This window comes from Wolbachia endosymbiont of Nasonia oneida (assembly GCF_009012935.1).
In the GTDB taxonomy this organism is placed as follows: domain Bacteria; phylum Pseudomonadota; class Alphaproteobacteria; order Rickettsiales; family Anaplasmataceae; genus Wolbachia; species Wolbachia pipientis.
This window is the reverse complement of sequence record NZ_QESS01000014.1, coordinates 1-14,801: the sequence shown is the minus strand read 5'-3', so window position 1 is coordinate 14,801 and position 14,801 is coordinate 1. Positions and strand designations below refer to the sequence as shown.

Sequence of the window (14,801 nt, the reverse complement as noted above, 5' to 3'; positions counted from 1 at the left end):
CTGGTTCGTTTTTTACCATTCCTTCCTTAACTTAATGGCAGTGGGAATGACATGCCCCTTTCTTCTAGGCCCTTTTTTAGCAGATTGTAATTCTCAATTATGCCGTTATGAGCAACAACAACATTATTTGTACGAATGGGATGAGCATTTTTAAGGCCTGGAACTCCATGTGTAGCCCAGCGAGTATGTGCTATACCAACTGTACTGTGAGACATCTTGCTGTCATCAACAACTTCACATAACCTTTTGACTTTACCTTCTGATTTTTTGACTTCTATCTTACCTTCGTTGTTTATGATTGCTATACCTGAAGAGTCATATCCCCTATATTCCAATTTTTGCAACCCAGTTAGTAAAGTTGGTATTACTGAATCACCGCTACTTACTACACCAAATATTCCGCACACAAATGGATCACCAAACAAACTTTTTTCTAAACATGTTAAGCATTTTTGCCTTTATTACTGGTTGATTTATATTCTTTTTATCATTCTTTCGATTTTACCTTTTTAATTGGTTTAGCTGCTACTTTTTGAGTTTCTTTGCTTAAAACCTCAGATATAGCGGACTTTAGGACTTTTATCTCAACTTTTGGTGCTATTTCTATTATAAATTGTGCATTTGCCTCATCAACTTTATTAACTTCACCTATTATTCCACCAGAAGTAATGACTGTATCACCACGTTTTATTTGATCTATCATCCTTCTATGTTCTTTTAGTTTTTTTTGTTGTGGGCGAATAATGAGAAAATAAAATACCACAAATATTAAAATCAATGGAGTAAAACTAGCAAAAGATGCGCCGATACTTGATGTATTGCTAGTTGCATCTGCTGCAAAAACTTCAGAAATGAGCATATTTAATCCTAATTGTTAATGATAAAAACAAACCTATTTAAGTATTAATTACAATACCATGCCATGTCAAGTTTGGTGAAGGCGTTTCTCAATACCGGCAATAATACTGCGAATTCTAAGTTATGCTAAAACTAATATGGCGGGAGTGATGAGACTTGAACTCACGACCTCATGCGTGACAGGCATGCGCTCTAACCAACTGAGCTACACCCCCCTAATTTCTTTTTAGCGTTTTCGGGCTTCAACTTTAAAGCTAATAAACATGTTGCCCTTTGTCAATATTTTTTGTTTGCGCTTTGCTGTCTTTTCTATTACTATGTAAATAATTTAATTTCACACATGGCTTGTACAAGTAGTCCCATTAGGGTTATGCCATGGAAGATAAACTATTTGGAGGAATGATATATGACAAATTTGCCTAAAGTCACTGTGCGTGATTTAGCCGGGTCTGGTGTACATTTTGGTCACAAAATTAGTCGCTGGAACGCAAAAATGGCTCCATATATATATGGGGTACATCAAGAAAATCGTATACATATAATTGACTTGCGAAAAACATTACCATTGCTACAGGTGGCCATGAAGGCTTTATATGACGTTGCATCTCAAGGTGGTCGCATTCTATTTGTTGGTACAAAATTTCAAGCTTTTGATATTATTGCAAGTGAAGCGATTCGTTGTGGTCAATATTATGTGAATCATCGATGGCTTGGCGGTATGCTTACTAATTGGGACACTGTTTCTTCTTCGATAAAAACCTTGATGCAATATGAGAAAATATTAAATGACGAGGATAGCGTTTTAACAAAGAAAGAATTGGGGAACATTGAAAAGAAAAAGCAAAAGCTTAATAAGGCGCTTGGCGGTATTAGAGAAATGGGAGCAATTCCTGATATCTTATTCATCATTGATACTAATAAAGAGCATATAGCGGTTAAGGAGGCTAAAAAGTTAGGAATTCCAATAGTTGCAATACTTGATACTAATTCTGATCCAGATGGTATTACTTATCTAATACCTGGAAATGATGACTCAAGAAAATCAATAGAGCTCTATTGTAAATTAGCTACCGACTCTATATTAGCTGGAATAGAGTCTAGTCTAGCAAGATCTGGAGTTAAGATTGATGATATAAGGGGTGATGAGTTTATTCAAGAAAAAGAAGGTGGTATTGTGCAAACTAAAAGGAGACGTAGTAAAGTTTACAAAGAAGAAGAAAGGGAGGTAGTAACAAATGAAGATGAATCCAGATGATATAAGAGAATTACGTGATAGAACAGGGCTTGGCTTAAGTGACTGTAAAAAAGCATTAGAAGAATGTGATGGTGACATTAAGAAAGCCGTTGATAAGTTACGTACAATAGGTCTTGCTAAAGCTGACAAAAAATCTGATAGAGTAGCTTCAGATGGGCTCGTTGCTATGTGTTTGACTGAAAATTGTGGTGTATTGATTGAACTCAATTGCGAAACCGATTTTGTTGCAAGGAATGAGAAATTTATAGAGTTAGTTTCAAATTTAGCATCAATTGCTCATCAAGAACGCTGTACTAGCGTTGATGAGTTAAAAAATGCCAAGTATGAAAGCATTGGCACAGTGCAGGAAGCTATTATGAATGGTACGTCAGTTCTTGGTGAGAAGCTAGAGTTAAGCAAGCTTTGTTACTTAGAAGCTAAGGATGGAGTTATTGCTGGCTACGTACATGGTGATGCGCATGGCTTAGGTAAGATTGGTGCTTTAATTGCATTGCAATCATCTGGTGATAAGGCGAAGTTACAAGAGATTGGGAAACAAATAGCTATGCATGTAGTTGCTATGAAACCTGAAGCTTTGTCTATAGATGATTTAGATCAAATGAAGTTGAACAACGAACGTTCTATAATTGAAGAGCAAGTGAGGAGCTTAAATAAACCTGAAGAAGTAGCAAAAAAAATAGTAGATGGACGAATGGCTAAGTACTATGAAGAAGTTGTTTTACTGGAGCAAAAATTTATAAAGGATGATAAGATGAAGATTTCTGATTTTATAAAATCAAGCGAGTTGAGTGCTGTTAAACTCTCTAATTACAAGTTACTTGTTTTGGGTGATGCAGATTAAATAGCAAAAAATGTTTATTTCAACAAATGAAAAAAGCGAAATAAAATATTCCAGGGTGTTATTTAAAATCTCTGGTGAGGCTTTGATGGGATCAAAACAATTTGGTCACGATATGGAGACTATAGGTGAGTTATCTAAAGGCATAGTTGAAGTTTGTAATCTTGGAGTTCAGGTATGTATTGTTGTTGGTGGTGGTAATATCTTTCGTGGCACATCTGCGTCTTTAAGTGGTTGTGAAAGAGCAAGCAGTGATTATATTGGAATGCTTGCAACTATAATCAATGCTTTAATTTTACAAAACTTTTTAGAAAAAAATTTAATAGCTTCTAGGGTATTATCTGCAATACCCATGGCCACTGTATGTGAACCTTACATAAGAAGGAAAGCTATTCGTCATTTAGAAAAAGGTAGAGTGGTAATTTTTGCAGCAGGCACAGGCAACCCATTTTTTACTACAGATACAGCTGCAGCCTTACGTGCTGTTGAAATGAATTGTGATGTTATTCTAAAGGGTACGCAAGTAAATGGTGTATACTCCGCTGATCCGAAAAAAAATGAGGATGCTGTAATGTATGATAGGCTTTCTTACACGGATTTGTTGACTCGTGATTTAAAAGTTATGGATGCATCAGCAATTTCACTTGCTCGTGAGAATTCTATTCCCATTATAGTTTTTTCTTTGAAGGGAGAAAAAATAGTCAATATTATTAAGGGTCAAGGTACTTATACTATAGTTTCAGATTGTAAACATTAGGTAATTTATGTTAAATGAAATAAAAACTAAAACAAAGGACAGGATGCTAAAAACTATTCAGTCCTTTCATGATGATATTAAAGGTGTACGCACTGGTAGAGCTAGCGCATCGTTGCTTGATGGTATAGTTGTAAATATCTATGGTGGACATCAAAAGTTAAATCAAGTTGCAGGCGTTTCGGTTATAGATAACAAAACTCTATCAATTAAAATTTGGGATATTAATGTTGTCGGTGAAGTGAAAAATGCTATATTAAATGCCAACTTGAATTTAAATCCTGTTGTTGAGGGCAATACCATACGTATAGCTCTTCCGGACTTAACACAAGAAACCCGTGAAAAATTAGTGAAATTATTGCATCAGTTTGCTGAAAATGCACGGATTGCCATTAGAAATATACGTAGAGATATTATGGAAGAAACAGAAAAAATGAAGGAAAATAAAGAAATCTCAGAAGATGATTTTCATGGTGCTAAAAAGGAAATACAAAATATTACTGATAATAATATAAAAAAAATTGATGGTGAATTGTCCATCAAAGAAAAGGATATACTGAATCACTAAATGATATGGAGAAAGCTTACATAGCAAATGATGTCATTCCAGTGTTTGACACTGGAATCCAGTCTTTACTATACAACTATCTGATGCACTTGTTTGAAATCAAATTTCCTGGATCCCAGTGTCGGAGCACTGGGATGACACCAATTTTGCATTCAAGTATCAACTATTGGTGTCACTACAGTAACTCTCTTCCTGTCATGCAAGTAGCTGACACCTTCCAGGTGTCCATTGAAATCCAAAAAATTTCACTCAAGTCAAAATTAGGTTAAATTTAAATGTTGAATCAAGAATCTTTACCGAAACATTTAGCAATTATTATGGATGGTAATGGTAGATGGGCGAACAATCAAGGAAGGGTAAAAATTGATGGTTATAAAAAGGGCAGTGAAGTTGCATACGATATTGCCAAGTATTGTACGGACTTAACCATACCCTACTTAACTTTGTATGCATTCTCTATGGAGAATTGGCTTAGACCTAAAAACGAAACTGACTGTCTATTTGATTTATTTTACTCCGTTTTAACTAATGAAGATAAAGTCAATTTCATTTACAATTGTAACATTAAGTTGAATTTTATTGGCAATTTAAGTCTGTTACCCAGTAAAATATTGGATCAAATTAAAAAAGCAGAAGAAATGACATGTAAGAACGATGGTTTATTACTCACTATTGCAGTTAGTTACGGAGCAAAGCAAGAAATTACACAAGCTATAAGCAATATTATCAAGGAAGATATTGATTGTATATCAGAAGAAGAATTTGAAAAGTTTCTATATACTAAAGATTTGCCAAAATTGGATTTATTAATTCGCACTGGTGGCAAAAAAAGGTTAAGCAATTTTTTATTATGGCAAGCAGCTTATGCTGAATTGTATTTTTGTGATACTTTGTGGCCTGATTTTTCTTGTCAAGATTTGAGCAAAGCATTAGAAGATTATACAAAAAGAGAGAAGAAATATGGTAGATAATAATTTTATAGTTAGAATATTGTCCTCAATAGTAATATTATTCATATTTTCTTTTGCTACATATTTCAGTGATTTATCGTTTTACCTATTGATTTTTTCAATAGCAGTTTTATCTTCTTTTGAATGGTATAATCTAACCCAAGGAAATAAAATTTTATACGTTTTTGCATTATTATTGATTGCACTACCAAGCGCCTCATTAATATATTTATATAATCTACCACAGGGAAAATACGCATTAGTATGGTTCGTCTTAACCATTTGGGGAATTGACATTACTGCCTACCTATTTGGTAAGAATTTTGGTGGGGCTAAAATTTGCCCAATTCTTAGCCCTGGAAAAACTTGGACAGGACTTCTTGGTGCGATTTTAGCTGGAGTAGTGTGCACAATTTTTGGATCAATATTTTTTGGTCTATTTTCAATTTTTTATTCTCCAATCATTGGCCTTGCAATTGCTATTCTAGCGCAACTTGGCGATTTCACTGAGTCGCTTGTTAAAAGAGCTTACGGTGTTAAGGATAGTGGAAGTATGATACCTGGCCACGGGGGAGTACTTGACCGCATGGACAGCTTCATTTTTACTGCCCCCCTTATTGCTATTTACATAAACTAAGTCTGCAGAAGTGCCATTAGAGGTCATCCCTAGTCAGCTCCCCAACCGCTTCTACAGTGCAGTCATGGACAAACGTCTTTTCACAATAAGGGCAGGCTATTTCCTCTTCTTCTCCCATATCTAAATATATTAATGGATGGCCAGAACCCTCATCATTCTCATCACCATGACAACAAACTTTTCTATTATTAACCCTCACTTTTGACATGCTGCTCCTTTAGTTTATAACATTTTATATATTGAATATACCCATTCAGAAATAAAAAACAACAAGCACTATTCTCCATTTTTTATCCTATTCAGGTTAATCAATTCGTTTTGAACACCTTTTGATACAAATTTGCTAACATCTTCTCCTAATCTTGCTATTTCCTTTACAAAGCTTGATGAGATAAATTGAGTATCTTCAGAAGCGGGAAGAAATATGGTTTCGATTTCAGGAAGAAGTTTATAATTTACCCAACTCATTTGAAACTCGTAATCAAAATCCGACACTGCTCTTAATCCTCTAATAATAACAGAAGCATTCTGCTCTTTGGCAAACTTCACTAGCAACCCATTAAAAGATATAACATCTGCATCAATTCCTAGTCCTTTGATTTCATTTTCAGCCATGCTTGTGCGTAGCTTTGTGTCAAAGGCAGTATGCTTATTAACGTTTTCTGCAACTCCTATTATTAATTTATCGACTAGTTTACACGCTCTTTTGATTATGTCAAGATGCCCAAAAGTTATAGGGTCAAATGTGCCAGGGTAGATTCCTATTTTGTCATTAATGTTCATCCTTTATTTTTATAAACTACTTTAAAAACTTTTGATAGACATAATAACATTTTTTATCTAAAAATAAAAGTATACAGTTGGCCTGATAGCTCAGTTGGTAGAGCAAAGGACTGAAAATCCTTGTGTCGCTGGTTCGATTCCTGCTCAGGCCACCTTCTCTTTCTTGGCAAACTTGCCTTTTTGTTATAAAATACTCTATATCGTAATATAAATATTAGGGAGGCAAGTCATAGTATATAAATATTATAATAAACTATTTAATATCTTATTAATTATAGTTCTATTATTAAGCAATATTACTTATGCTGGCGTTAGTGAAAAACCGGCATCTCAACATGTAACCAGAAAAGAAGAACCAGCGTCAACTGTCTTGACGGCAGAAAATACAGTAAATAATGACGTAGTTGTTGGTTTGTTGAAAACGGAAGAAGCACATGAACTTGGGCTATCTCAAAATATCTATGAGATGTTTAATAACTTTGTGGTTAAGACTGTACTGATTGATTATAATAAGATAATTAGCCTTAAAAAAATTCAGACAGAGTCACTTAATCTCGCAAAACAAGATAAAACATTGGCAAAAAAGCTAACATTAGACCGAATAAAAGTTGAAGTTGCACAATTCATTAAAGAGCACAAAATAAATAGGATATTTATTCCGGATAATTTACATTCAGCACCCACTCCTTATCGCCAGCTTGTTACTGAAGCAATTGTAAAAATAGTTGATGATAACCCTGCAATTCATTTGCTTGGCATATGTGAAGGCATAATGAATGCAAAGGGAATTGAAGTAGTGAGTGTTGTGAGTGATGAAGAGAAGCAAAGATCTCATTTAAAATCAGCACCTAATCCACAGAAAGAGGATGTACCTCTCCAGCAGATAAAGATCGTTCCAAATAGTCGTTTAGCAGAAGTAGTAGCCAAATTCCTAATACCTAATGAAAATGGCTGGTTTTCAACATATTTTCCAGATGCTCATTCAGGAGCAGTAAGTAATACACCAGAAAATAGAAGAAAATTGGAGTCACTTGGATATAAAGTTGCAGCATTTTCCAGTGAGGGGGTAATAGAGGCTATTGAAGATAAGCATGGTAATGTTCACTTTCAAAGTCATCCAGAAGCCCTTGTTGTGAAGTCAGATAAAAACCTCTATTTATCAAATCACAAGGAACGTCAAGTGTCTACACTAGTTGCTATAGCGATTATGAATGATTTTCTTTATCGTGCTTAATGGCTATAGCTTTAGGCTTACCGACGATTTGATAAACGATAGATTTGTCATGTATCCGTTCAGGCAATGGCGTCAACTTAAGGAAAAATATCAGCGATAGTGTATAAAATTTCTCTCCAAATTTTTTATCATTAAATTATCCAAAGAGTGCAAGGGACAGCACTTTTGTTTCTATTTTATTGCAACAAAAAAGTTTAAAATGTGTCTTTTTTAGGTGAGGCATGCAAAAAGGAAAAGATCTTATCTTACAAATTAAAAATGCAATATACTCGAAAACTTTTCAGAAAATCCATTGTGTTGAGTTTTACACGAACAAGAAAACTTCCTTTTTCGACAGTATTTTCTATGATTTTAAAGTTAGTTAAAAAAAGTTTGGGAATAGAATGTGAACTTATGGAGCCATTGACATGTGACCTTACCCAGAAAAAGTGGAGAGAAAGTTTGGAATGTTTTTCACAAAGAGAATGATGAATCAAAATGCTCAGGAATGCAATAGTTAATAGTGACGTTGTTTGTTATAAAAAATTTCTATATATTCAAATATAGCAGTTTTGATATGCTGTTTAGAGTGCCGAGAGGTGTCTATTGGTAACTCCCTTTTTAGAGAACTGAAGAAGCTTTCCACAACAGAATTGTCGTAACAACAACCTTTATAACTCATCTATGTTTTTTATGGATAAGAGATATTGATAACCTTGATCACTATGTAATAGTAGATTTTTGGCAGGTTTACGCTTGTTAACGGCCATTAATAAAGAGTCCATAACCAATTGTTTATTTATTGAACTGCTCATTAACTACCATGCGTGAATATAGATCGATTATTGTTGCCAAATATAGCCATCCTTCTTTGGTTTTTATATAAGTAATCCCATACTTTATTTGGTTGATCGACAATAAAGTTTTGGTCTAATATATTGGGAGCTACTGTCCGTTTGTTGTTTCTTAATTTTAAATTTTCTTCTCAATATAGCCTGAATACCATTTTTCTGCATAATACTTTGCACTGTTTTTAAGTTGCAACTTTTACCCAAAGCCTTTAATTCAGCATGAATTTTAGGAGCTCCATATCTACATTTAGAAGCTTGATATATTTTTTGAATATCTGCTAATAACTCTTTATTTGCTGATTCTCTACTGCTTATTTTCCTTGTAGTCCACTTATAGTAGCCACTAGCAGAAAACCCTACATAATTCCTGCACTTTATAGTGTTTACTATGCTCTTTTATGAAAAAATATTTTACTCTTTTTGACTGGCCAGGGCTTTTTTTTAAATGTCTCTTTCTCTTGTTACTTTTGCTAACTCTTTCTGTAAATCAAATCTCTCTTTGTCATAAGGTGCTACATCTGGAAATGCATTTGCCGCTGACTTTTTTTCGTTATATTTCTTCATCCATTTTCCTAATACACTATCCCTTATTCCTAGATCTCTTGCTACTTTTGCAACTGGTTGACCTACCTTTCTTTGTTCATTTGCCAGCTTAACAGCTTCCAATTTGAATTCTGCCGTATATTCTCTTACCATTTCTAATCCTCCAAAATTTTATTTTACCCGAAAAAACTCCTTTCTTTCTCTCCACTTTTTCTGGGTAAGGTCAATATACCAGTGCCGAAAATAGTTGACAAAGATTGTGTATACTTATTACAATTGTTTGGGTACCAGAAGTTTTTACGGCAACAAAGTATGCACTAACTATAAGTAAGGAAGACTTTAAGCAGGCAATAAAAAAAATGAAGTAACGTTTAAAAGAGATTGAAGGAGAGAAGAAAAAGGTAAAAGGGAATACGGCAGAAAATGAATCTTATTACAAATAGCATAAAGGGCTTTTATTCTAGTGTTAAATCGGACCTAGATTGGCAAGCCAAACGTAGTCTTATTAGAACATTAGTAAAAGAAGTCAACATTGATCTTGATAAAGTAGATGTAGTATTTAAGATCAAAGAACTTGAAAACCCCGCCCAGAATGGACAAAATCAAAAGATGGTACATTGTCTAAGGGGTCTGGGCACTGGGATGACATCTTTTTTCTTGGTACAAATTACTCTTATGTCTCAATATTTGTACAGTTGTGTTATCGGCTGTTTGATGTTTACAACGCAGGAAGTTCATACGGTTGTAAGTCAAGCGGTAGGATGACAAGATTTTGCAAGGGTATTTTTTTTATAGGAGATTAATATGGAAATTTTTCTTGATAGCGTTGATTTAAATGAAATTAAAGGACTAAAGGAGTTCATTGACGGCATAACAACTAATCCTTCTTTAATAGCAAAGTCCGGGCGTAAAGATAAATACGAGGATTTAGTGCGTGAAATATGCTCTATTATAAAAGGGCCTGTTAGTGTTGAAGTTGTTGCAGATAGCCATGAAGAGATGATCACAGAAGGTCTGAATTTAGCAAAAATTGCTGATAATGTTGTGATCAAATTACCTCTTACACATGAAGGATTAATTTCTTGTAAAAAGTTATGGACAGAGCATAAAATACCTGTTAACATCACATTATGTTTTTCTCCTGGACAAGCACTGCTTGCCGCTAAGGTCGGTGCTTGTTTTATTTCCCCCTTTGTTGGTCGCCTTGATGATATAAGCTATGATGGCTTATCGCTAATAGAAGATATATGTACTATATATTCTAATTACGGTTTTGATACTAAAGTTCTTGTTGCATCAGTGAGAAGCCCAGCGCATGTAATAGAAGCTGCAAGGCTTGGTGCTGATTCAATTACTGTGCCAGCAAAAGTACTTAGACAATTAATTAATCACCCACTTACTGACCAAGGACTAGCAATATTTGAAAAAGACTGGGGTGTAAAATAATAAACGGTTACAAATGAACATAAAAATTGGCGTATCCGTTCAGGCAATGGCGTCAACTTAAGAGCCTTCATTAGCAAACTCTCCTAAAGACATGATGGCGTTTGCTACCTTATTGCGGCTGCCCTGGTCGAATTTTAACTTTATAGCTAACCCAAGAAAGGTTTCCCTACATCATACCGCCGAGGCGCTAACGAGTAGCGGAATGACGAATTTGTTGTTTTTCAAATTGTAGGTAAACCTAAAGCTATAGAAAAAAAGAAGAACCAGTTTCTTAGTTTTTCATTGACATAATCCACTCCATATGCCATAATAAAATTTTATATCTTGGAGAAGGAAATGACATTAAGGTTAATACTACAAGAAGTCAACAGTAGTCCAGATCTGAGTAAGGAAAATTTAATTGATAGAATTAAAGATAAGCTGCAGCAGGAAAATCAACTTATATATGATGAGTGGAAAAAAAACGAATTTGATATAAATTACACGTTTATAGTGCTCAAGTGCAATTTATTACTTATAGCAGCTGAAAATGGCTATGAAAAAGTAGTAAGATACTTAACAAAAAACGGAGCTAATGTTAATGTACAAGATGAATGGGAAAAAACCTCCTTACATTATTCTGCTCAGCATGGGCATGCACAAGTAGTAGAAGTTTTGCTAGAAGAAGGAGCAGACGTTAATGCACAAAATGAAGATAAAGGGACTCCTTTGCATTATGCTGCTTATAGTGGTCATATAGAAGTAGTAAAACATCTTATAAAAAAAGAGGCAGATGTTAATGTAGTGGACAGATATGGAAGAAGTCCTTTACATTATGCTGCTGAGAATGGATACACACAAGTAGTAGAAGTTTTGCTAGAAGAGGGAGCAGACGTTAATGCACAAGATAAAGACGGAAGAACTCCTTTATATTATGCTGTTTATTACACTCATGGTGAACATCCAAGACTAAATTATCAACATCCAAAAGTAGCGAAACTTCTCTAAATTATGGTGCAGATCCATCATTTATTCATAGACCTAAAGCTATAACAGCAGGAATTACTGTAGGTATATTAGCTGCCATTGTTGCTCCATTAGCACTCATTTATGCTACTACATTACCTGCACTAGCAATAGTTGTAATTACTGTGGCATCTGCACTGATCGTTGGTGGAATTTCCTATGGGGTTGCATATAAGTCATCAGAGCATTCATTAAACAGTAAGCTAAGTGAGGTTAGCTGCAGTAATGTTGATGGAAATAAACAAACTGTACAACCATAATTATTAATTCACCACAGTAACCGCGCCGTGGCAGTGTTTGTACTTCTTTCCAGAATTACAAGGGCACTTGTCGTTTCTTGAGACTTTGGGAAGTCTGCTATTTCTAGCAGAATGTAACCTATTGCCTATCTCTTGGTTATCTGCCAACTTAAAGTGCGCTAGGCGGTGAATGGTGAGTTCCTTCCATTTTTCAAGCATTGACTCAAACATCAAGAAAGCTTCGCGTTTAAATTCATTCAGTGGATCTTTCTGCCCCATGGCACGTAGGCTTATGCTTTGTCTTAGGCTCTCTAGAACTGAAAGGTGTTCCCTCCATAAATGATCAAGTGTCATTATCATCATTTGCTTCACGATCGTATTCCACAAATCTGTAGTGTGCTGACTGTTGAAATATTTTTCTTTCTCAGTAAAAAATTCTTGTATCTTATCATTTATATAATTCAAAGCTTCTTGTTTATTCAAAAACTTTGCCAAGTCTTCTTTATCAAGCGTTATTCCATACCTTGTATGGAATTCTTTGACTATATTTTCAATATAATCCTCATAATAGCCACTTTGGATTATACCTTCTACTACGCTCTCATTTACTTCGCTATATACTTCAAGTAAATCATTAATTTCGTTGCCTAAGATATTGTTTCTCTGTTTAAAAATAACTTTACGTTGGTTGTTAATTACGTCATCAAACTTAAGCAAAGACTTCCGCACATCATAATTTCTAGCTTCAACTTTCTTTTGCGCTTTCTCGAGTGCCTTATTGATCCATGGATGATGAATAGCTTCGTTATTCTTTAACCCTACTTTTTGTAAAAAGCTTCTCATTCTATCAGAACCAAATATTCTCATTAGGTCATCTTCAAGTGATAAAAAGAACTTAGAAAGTCCAGGATCACCCTGACGGCCAGAACGGCCGCGTAATTGATCATCTATTCTCCTGCTTTCATGTCTTTCGGTTCCAACCACACATAAACCACCAGCTTTTATAGCAATTTCCTTATCTTTTTTTACTCTTTTGACTATTTCTTGGTATTTTTTTTCTTTTTCATCAGCATTTTTTATCTTCTTTAGCTCTACCTTTGCGATCATTTCAGCATTTCCACCGAGTTGAATATCAGTTCCACGCCCTGCCATGTTAGTTGCTATAGTGATACTACCTGGCACCCCAGCTTGCGCTATTATGTACGCCTCTTGTTCATGATAACGAGCATTCAATACTGAATGCTTAAGAGAATGGCTTTGCAAAAGCGCAGAAAGCTTCTCAGAGTTTTCGATGCTCACCGTGCCAACAAGTACCGGTTGAAGGCGCTTGTGGCATTCTTCTATAAACTTCAACACAGCATTAAATTTTTCCTTTTCTGTACCGTAAATTTCATCATCAATATCAACTCTTTTTACAGGTACATTGGTTGGAATTTTTACTACATTTAATCTGTATATATCACGAAACTCTTCTGCCTCTGTTGCTGCTGTTCCCGTCATTCCGGAAAGTTTATTGTACATACGAAAGTAATTCTGAAATGTGACCGATGCTAAAGTTTGGTTTTCATGCTGAATTTCAAGATTCTCCTTCGCTTCAAGTGCCTGATGAAGACCATCGGAATATCTCCTGCCCTCCATCATACGCCCAGTAAATTCATCAATAATCACTACCTTGCCATCCTTTACTATATAATCTTTATCAGCAGTAAACAGCTTATATGCACGTAATGCTTGGTCTATATAATGAGTCATTATCATGCTGTCAGTATCATAGAGCGAGGAATTTTCAGGAATGAGATTGTATGACCTTAGTAGTTCCTCCACTCGTGAAATACCATCTTCAGTCAAGAATACCGTTCTACCTTTTTCATCTACTTCATAATCGGAGTCAACTAATTTGGTTACTATTTTATTGATATGCTTATATATCTGATTGTTTTCCTCAACCGGGCCAGAAATAATAAGCGGAGTGCGAGCTTCATCAATGAGTATTGAGTCCACTTCATCAACTATTCCGTAGTGAAAGCCTCTCTGAACCATGTCTTCTTGAGAAAATTTCATATTGTCTCGCAGGTAATCAAAGGCAAGCTCGTTATTTGTGGAATACACGATATCTGCACTGTAAGCCTCTTTCCTCTCTTCGTCTGTCAAGTTATTCGTAATAAACGCAACAGAAACCCCAAGAGAATTATATAATTTGCTCATCCACTCTGTGTCTCGTTTTGCAAGGTAGTCATTAACAGTTACGACGTGTACGCCTTTCCCTTCTAAGGAATTTAGATATGCTGCTAAAGTTGCAACGAGTGTCTTTCCCTCTCCTGTTTTCATTTCTGATATCATACCATTGTGGAGCACCATTCCACCAATCAGTTGAACATCAAAGTGCCTCATGTTAAGAAACCTTCGAGAGGCTTCACGCACAACTGCAAATGCAGGTACGAGAAGATCATTTAACGTTTTCCCATTTTTCAATTCTTGTTTGAATTCTTCAGTTTTACCAGCAAGCTCCTCATCAGATAAACTCTGCATTTCTGTTTCTAATGCATTTATTTGCTGAACAATTTTCCTAAAGGATTTTATTATCTTCTTATTTGTTGACCCAAATATCTTTCTTATAAAAAAGAATGACAACGTAAAAATGAAAAATATAAGAATGGCTGTCAAAATTAGCGGAGAATCTAGCATAAACTTAAGTAAAGTCTTATTTAATATGAGATTATATTACTAAATGCAGCCTACAGCAATTACATATTAGATTTGGGGAGTCTTTGGAAAGTCTTTTTTAAATCAAGAATTAAGAGTTTGCCAGGCAATACCTCACTGCCATTAAGTTAAGGAAAAAGTGTTAGAATGTATTATAA

General features: G+C 34.9%; 16 protein-coding genes, 2 tRNA genes and 3 pseudogenes. 14 read left to right on the top strand and 7 right to left on the bottom strand.

Annotated features, from left to right (window positions below):
- Positions 1 to 44 precede the first annotated feature (44 nt).
- From DEF52_RS04890 to DEF52_RS04880, 3 genes and pseudogenes are all read right to left on the bottom strand, one after another.
- Positions 45 to 407, bottom strand: a pseudogene (locus DEF52_RS04890) (class II glutamine amidotransferase); the annotation flags it as partial.
- Between the two features lie 80 nt (positions 408 to 487).
- Complete coding sequence (gene yajC, locus DEF52_RS04885) at positions 488 to 859, bottom strand: preprotein translocase subunit YajC (protein ID WP_007549294.1); 372 nt, start codon at positions 857 to 859, stop codon at positions 488 to 490.
- Between the two features lie 137 nt (positions 860 to 996).
- Positions 997 to 1,073, bottom strand: a tRNA-Asp gene (locus DEF52_RS04880).
- A gap of 191 nt (positions 1,074 to 1,264) precedes the next feature.
- Here DEF52_RS04880 and rpsB point away from each other — a divergent pair.
- The 7 genes from rpsB to DEF52_RS04845 are packed head-to-tail and all read left to right on the top strand — an operon-like array spanning position 1,265 to position 5,860.
- Positions 1,265 to 2,113, top strand: a complete 849-nt coding sequence (rpsB, locus tag DEF52_RS04875) for a 30S ribosomal protein S2 (protein WP_151808022.1) — start codon at positions 1,265 to 1,267, stop codon at positions 2,111 to 2,113.
- Complete coding sequence (tsf, locus tag DEF52_RS04870; RefSeq protein ID WP_151808021.1) at positions 2,094 to 2,954, top strand: translation elongation factor Ts; 861 nt, start codon at positions 2,094 to 2,096, stop codon at positions 2,952 to 2,954. The genes rpsB and tsf overlap by 20 nt, the downstream gene beginning before the upstream one ends.
- A 16-nt stretch (positions 2,955 to 2,970) precedes the next feature.
- Positions 2,971 to 3,708 (top strand): UMP kinase, encoded by a 738-nt coding sequence (pyrH, locus tag DEF52_RS04865; RefSeq protein ID WP_410543285.1) that lies wholly within the window; start codon positions 2,971 to 2,973, stop codon positions 3,706 to 3,708.
- 7 nt (positions 3,709 to 3,715) lie between these two features.
- On the top strand, positions 3,716 to 4,273 hold the full coding sequence (gene frr, locus DEF52_RS04860; protein WP_038248586.1) for a ribosome recycling factor: 558 nt from the start codon (positions 3,716 to 3,718) through the stop codon (positions 4,271 to 4,273).
- A 5-nt stretch (positions 4,274 to 4,278) separates the two neighbouring features.
- Complete coding sequence (locus tag DEF52_RS06940) at positions 4,279 to 4,542, top strand: hypothetical protein (protein ID WP_010962657.1); 264 nt, start codon at positions 4,279 to 4,281, stop codon at positions 4,540 to 4,542.
- Between the two features lie 6 nt (positions 4,543 to 4,548).
- A complete protein-coding gene (gene uppS / locus DEF52_RS04850) occupies positions 4,549 to 5,244 on the top strand; it encodes a polyprenyl diphosphate synthase (RefSeq protein ID WP_151808019.1) in 696 nt (231 codons plus the stop codon).
- On the top strand, positions 5,234 to 5,860 hold the full coding sequence (locus DEF52_RS04845) for a phosphatidate cytidylyltransferase (protein WP_151808018.1): 627 nt from the start codon (positions 5,234 to 5,236) through the stop codon (positions 5,858 to 5,860). Before uppS ends, DEF52_RS04845 begins: the two co-directional genes overlap by 11 nt.
- Positions 5,861 to 5,876: 16 nt before the next feature.
- Here the strand turns inward: DEF52_RS04845 and DEF52_RS04840 are convergent, their stop codons facing one another.
- Positions 5,877 to 6,068 (bottom strand): zinc-finger domain-containing protein, encoded by a 192-nt coding sequence (locus DEF52_RS04840; RefSeq protein WP_151808017.1) that lies wholly within the window; start codon positions 6,066 to 6,068, stop codon positions 5,877 to 5,879.
- 68 nt (positions 6,069 to 6,136) lie between these two features.
- On the bottom strand, positions 6,137 to 6,643 hold the full coding sequence (gene coaD / locus DEF52_RS04835; RefSeq protein WP_006279325.1) for a pantetheine-phosphate adenylyltransferase: 507 nt from the start codon (positions 6,641 to 6,643) through the stop codon (positions 6,137 to 6,139).
- Positions 6,644 to 6,722: 79 nt separating this feature from the next.
- Here coaD and DEF52_RS04830 point away from each other — a divergent pair.
- The 3 genes and pseudogenes from DEF52_RS04830 to DEF52_RS04820 form a co-directional block, all read left to right on the top strand.
- Positions 6,723 to 6,795 (top strand) — tRNA-Phe (locus tag DEF52_RS04830).
- 218 nt (positions 6,796 to 7,013) lie between these two features.
- Positions 7,014 to 7,877, top strand: a complete 864-nt coding sequence (locus tag DEF52_RS04825) for a gamma-glutamyl-gamma-aminobutyrate hydrolase family protein (protein ID WP_151808016.1) — start codon at positions 7,014 to 7,016, stop codon at positions 7,875 to 7,877.
- A 221-nt stretch (positions 7,878 to 8,098) separates the two neighbouring features.
- Positions 8,099 to 8,306, top strand: a pseudogene (locus tag DEF52_RS04820) (IS4-like element ISWosp8 family transposase); the annotation flags it as partial.
- 24 nt (positions 8,307 to 8,330) lie between these two features.
- On the opposite strand, the pseudogene DEF52_RS07065 reads toward DEF52_RS04820, so the two are convergent.
- A pseudogene (locus DEF52_RS07065) lies at positions 8,331 to 9,403 on the bottom strand (IS3 family transposase).
- 270 nt (positions 9,404 to 9,673) lie between these two features.
- Here DEF52_RS07065 and DEF52_RS04800 point away from each other — a divergent pair.
- From DEF52_RS04800 to DEF52_RS06790, 4 genes are all read left to right on the top strand, one after another.
- The gene (locus tag DEF52_RS04800; RefSeq protein ID WP_041573517.1) at positions 9,674 to 10,015 is read left to right on the top strand and encodes a hypothetical protein; all 342 of its coding nucleotides are present in this window, start codon (positions 9,674 to 9,676) and stop codon (positions 10,013 to 10,015) included.
- 39 nt (positions 10,016 to 10,054) lie between these two features.
- On the top strand, positions 10,055 to 10,696 hold the full coding sequence (fsa, locus tag DEF52_RS04795; protein ID WP_007552982.1) for a fructose-6-phosphate aldolase: 642 nt from the start codon (positions 10,055 to 10,057) through the stop codon (positions 10,694 to 10,696).
- 336 nt (positions 10,697 to 11,032) lie between these two features.
- Positions 11,033 to 11,683 (top strand): ankyrin repeat domain-containing protein, encoded by a 651-nt coding sequence (locus DEF52_RS04790; RefSeq protein ID WP_237357359.1) that lies wholly within the window; start codon positions 11,033 to 11,035, stop codon positions 11,681 to 11,683.
- Between the two features lie 143 nt (positions 11,684 to 11,826).
- Entirely contained in the window at positions 11,827 to 11,961 is a 135-nt protein-coding gene (locus DEF52_RS06790) for a hypothetical protein (protein ID WP_272897552.1), read from the top strand.
- Positions 11,962 to 11,964: 3 nt separating this feature from the next.
- On the opposite strand, the gene secA is transcribed toward DEF52_RS06790, so the two are convergent.
- Positions 11,965 to 14,625, bottom strand: coding sequence for a preprotein translocase subunit SecA (gene secA / locus DEF52_RS04785; RefSeq protein WP_151808015.1), 2,661 nt, complete (start codon positions 14,623 to 14,625; stop codon positions 11,965 to 11,967).
- Positions 14,626 to 14,801: the final 176 nt, after the last annotated feature.

What these genes read in the sequence shown, in the direction of transcription:
- rpsB (WP_151808022.1), top strand. Translation starts at nt 1,265, where the DNA reads ATGACAAATTTGCCTAAAGTCACTGTGCGTGATTTAGCCGGGTCTGGT.
- DEF52_RS06940 (WP_010962657.1), top strand. Translation starts at nt 4,279, where the DNA reads ATGGAGAAAGCTTACATAGCAAATGATGTCATTCCAGTGTTTGACACT.
- tsf (WP_151808021.1), top strand. Translation starts at nt 2,094, where the DNA reads ATGAAGATGAATCCAGATGATATAAGAGAATTACGTGATAGAACAGGG.
- secA (WP_151808015.1), bottom strand. Translation starts at nt 14,625, where the DNA reads ATGCTAGATTCTCCGCTAATTTTGACAGCCATTCTTATATTTTTCATT.
- DEF52_RS04845 (WP_151808018.1), top strand. Translation starts at nt 5,234, where the DNA reads ATGGTAGATAATAATTTTATAGTTAGAATATTGTCCTCAATAGTAATA.
- fsa (WP_007552982.1), top strand. Translation starts at nt 10,055, where the DNA reads ATGGAAATTTTTCTTGATAGCGTTGATTTAAATGAAATTAAAGGACTA.
- DEF52_RS04840 (WP_151808017.1), bottom strand. Translation starts at nt 6,068, where the DNA reads ATGTCAAAAGTGAGGGTTAATAATAGAAAAGTTTGTTGTCATGGTGAT.
- coaD (WP_006279325.1), bottom strand. Translation starts at nt 6,643, where the DNA reads ATGAACATTAATGACAAAATAGGAATCTACCCTGGCACATTTGACCCT.
- DEF52_RS04800 (WP_041573517.1), top strand. Translation starts at nt 9,674, where the DNA reads ATGAATCTTATTACAAATAGCATAAAGGGCTTTTATTCTAGTGTTAAA.
- frr (WP_038248586.1), top strand. Translation starts at nt 3,716, where the DNA reads ATGTTAAATGAAATAAAAACTAAAACAAAGGACAGGATGCTAAAAACT.
- yajC (WP_007549294.1), bottom strand. Translation starts at nt 859, where the DNA reads ATGCTCATTTCTGAAGTTTTTGCAGCAGATGCAACTAGCAATACATCA.
- uppS (WP_151808019.1), top strand. Translation starts at nt 4,549, where the DNA reads ATGTTGAATCAAGAATCTTTACCGAAACATTTAGCAATTATTATGGAT.
- DEF52_RS04790 (WP_237357359.1), top strand. Translation starts at nt 11,033, where the DNA reads ATGACATTAAGGTTAATACTACAAGAAGTCAACAGTAGTCCAGATCTG.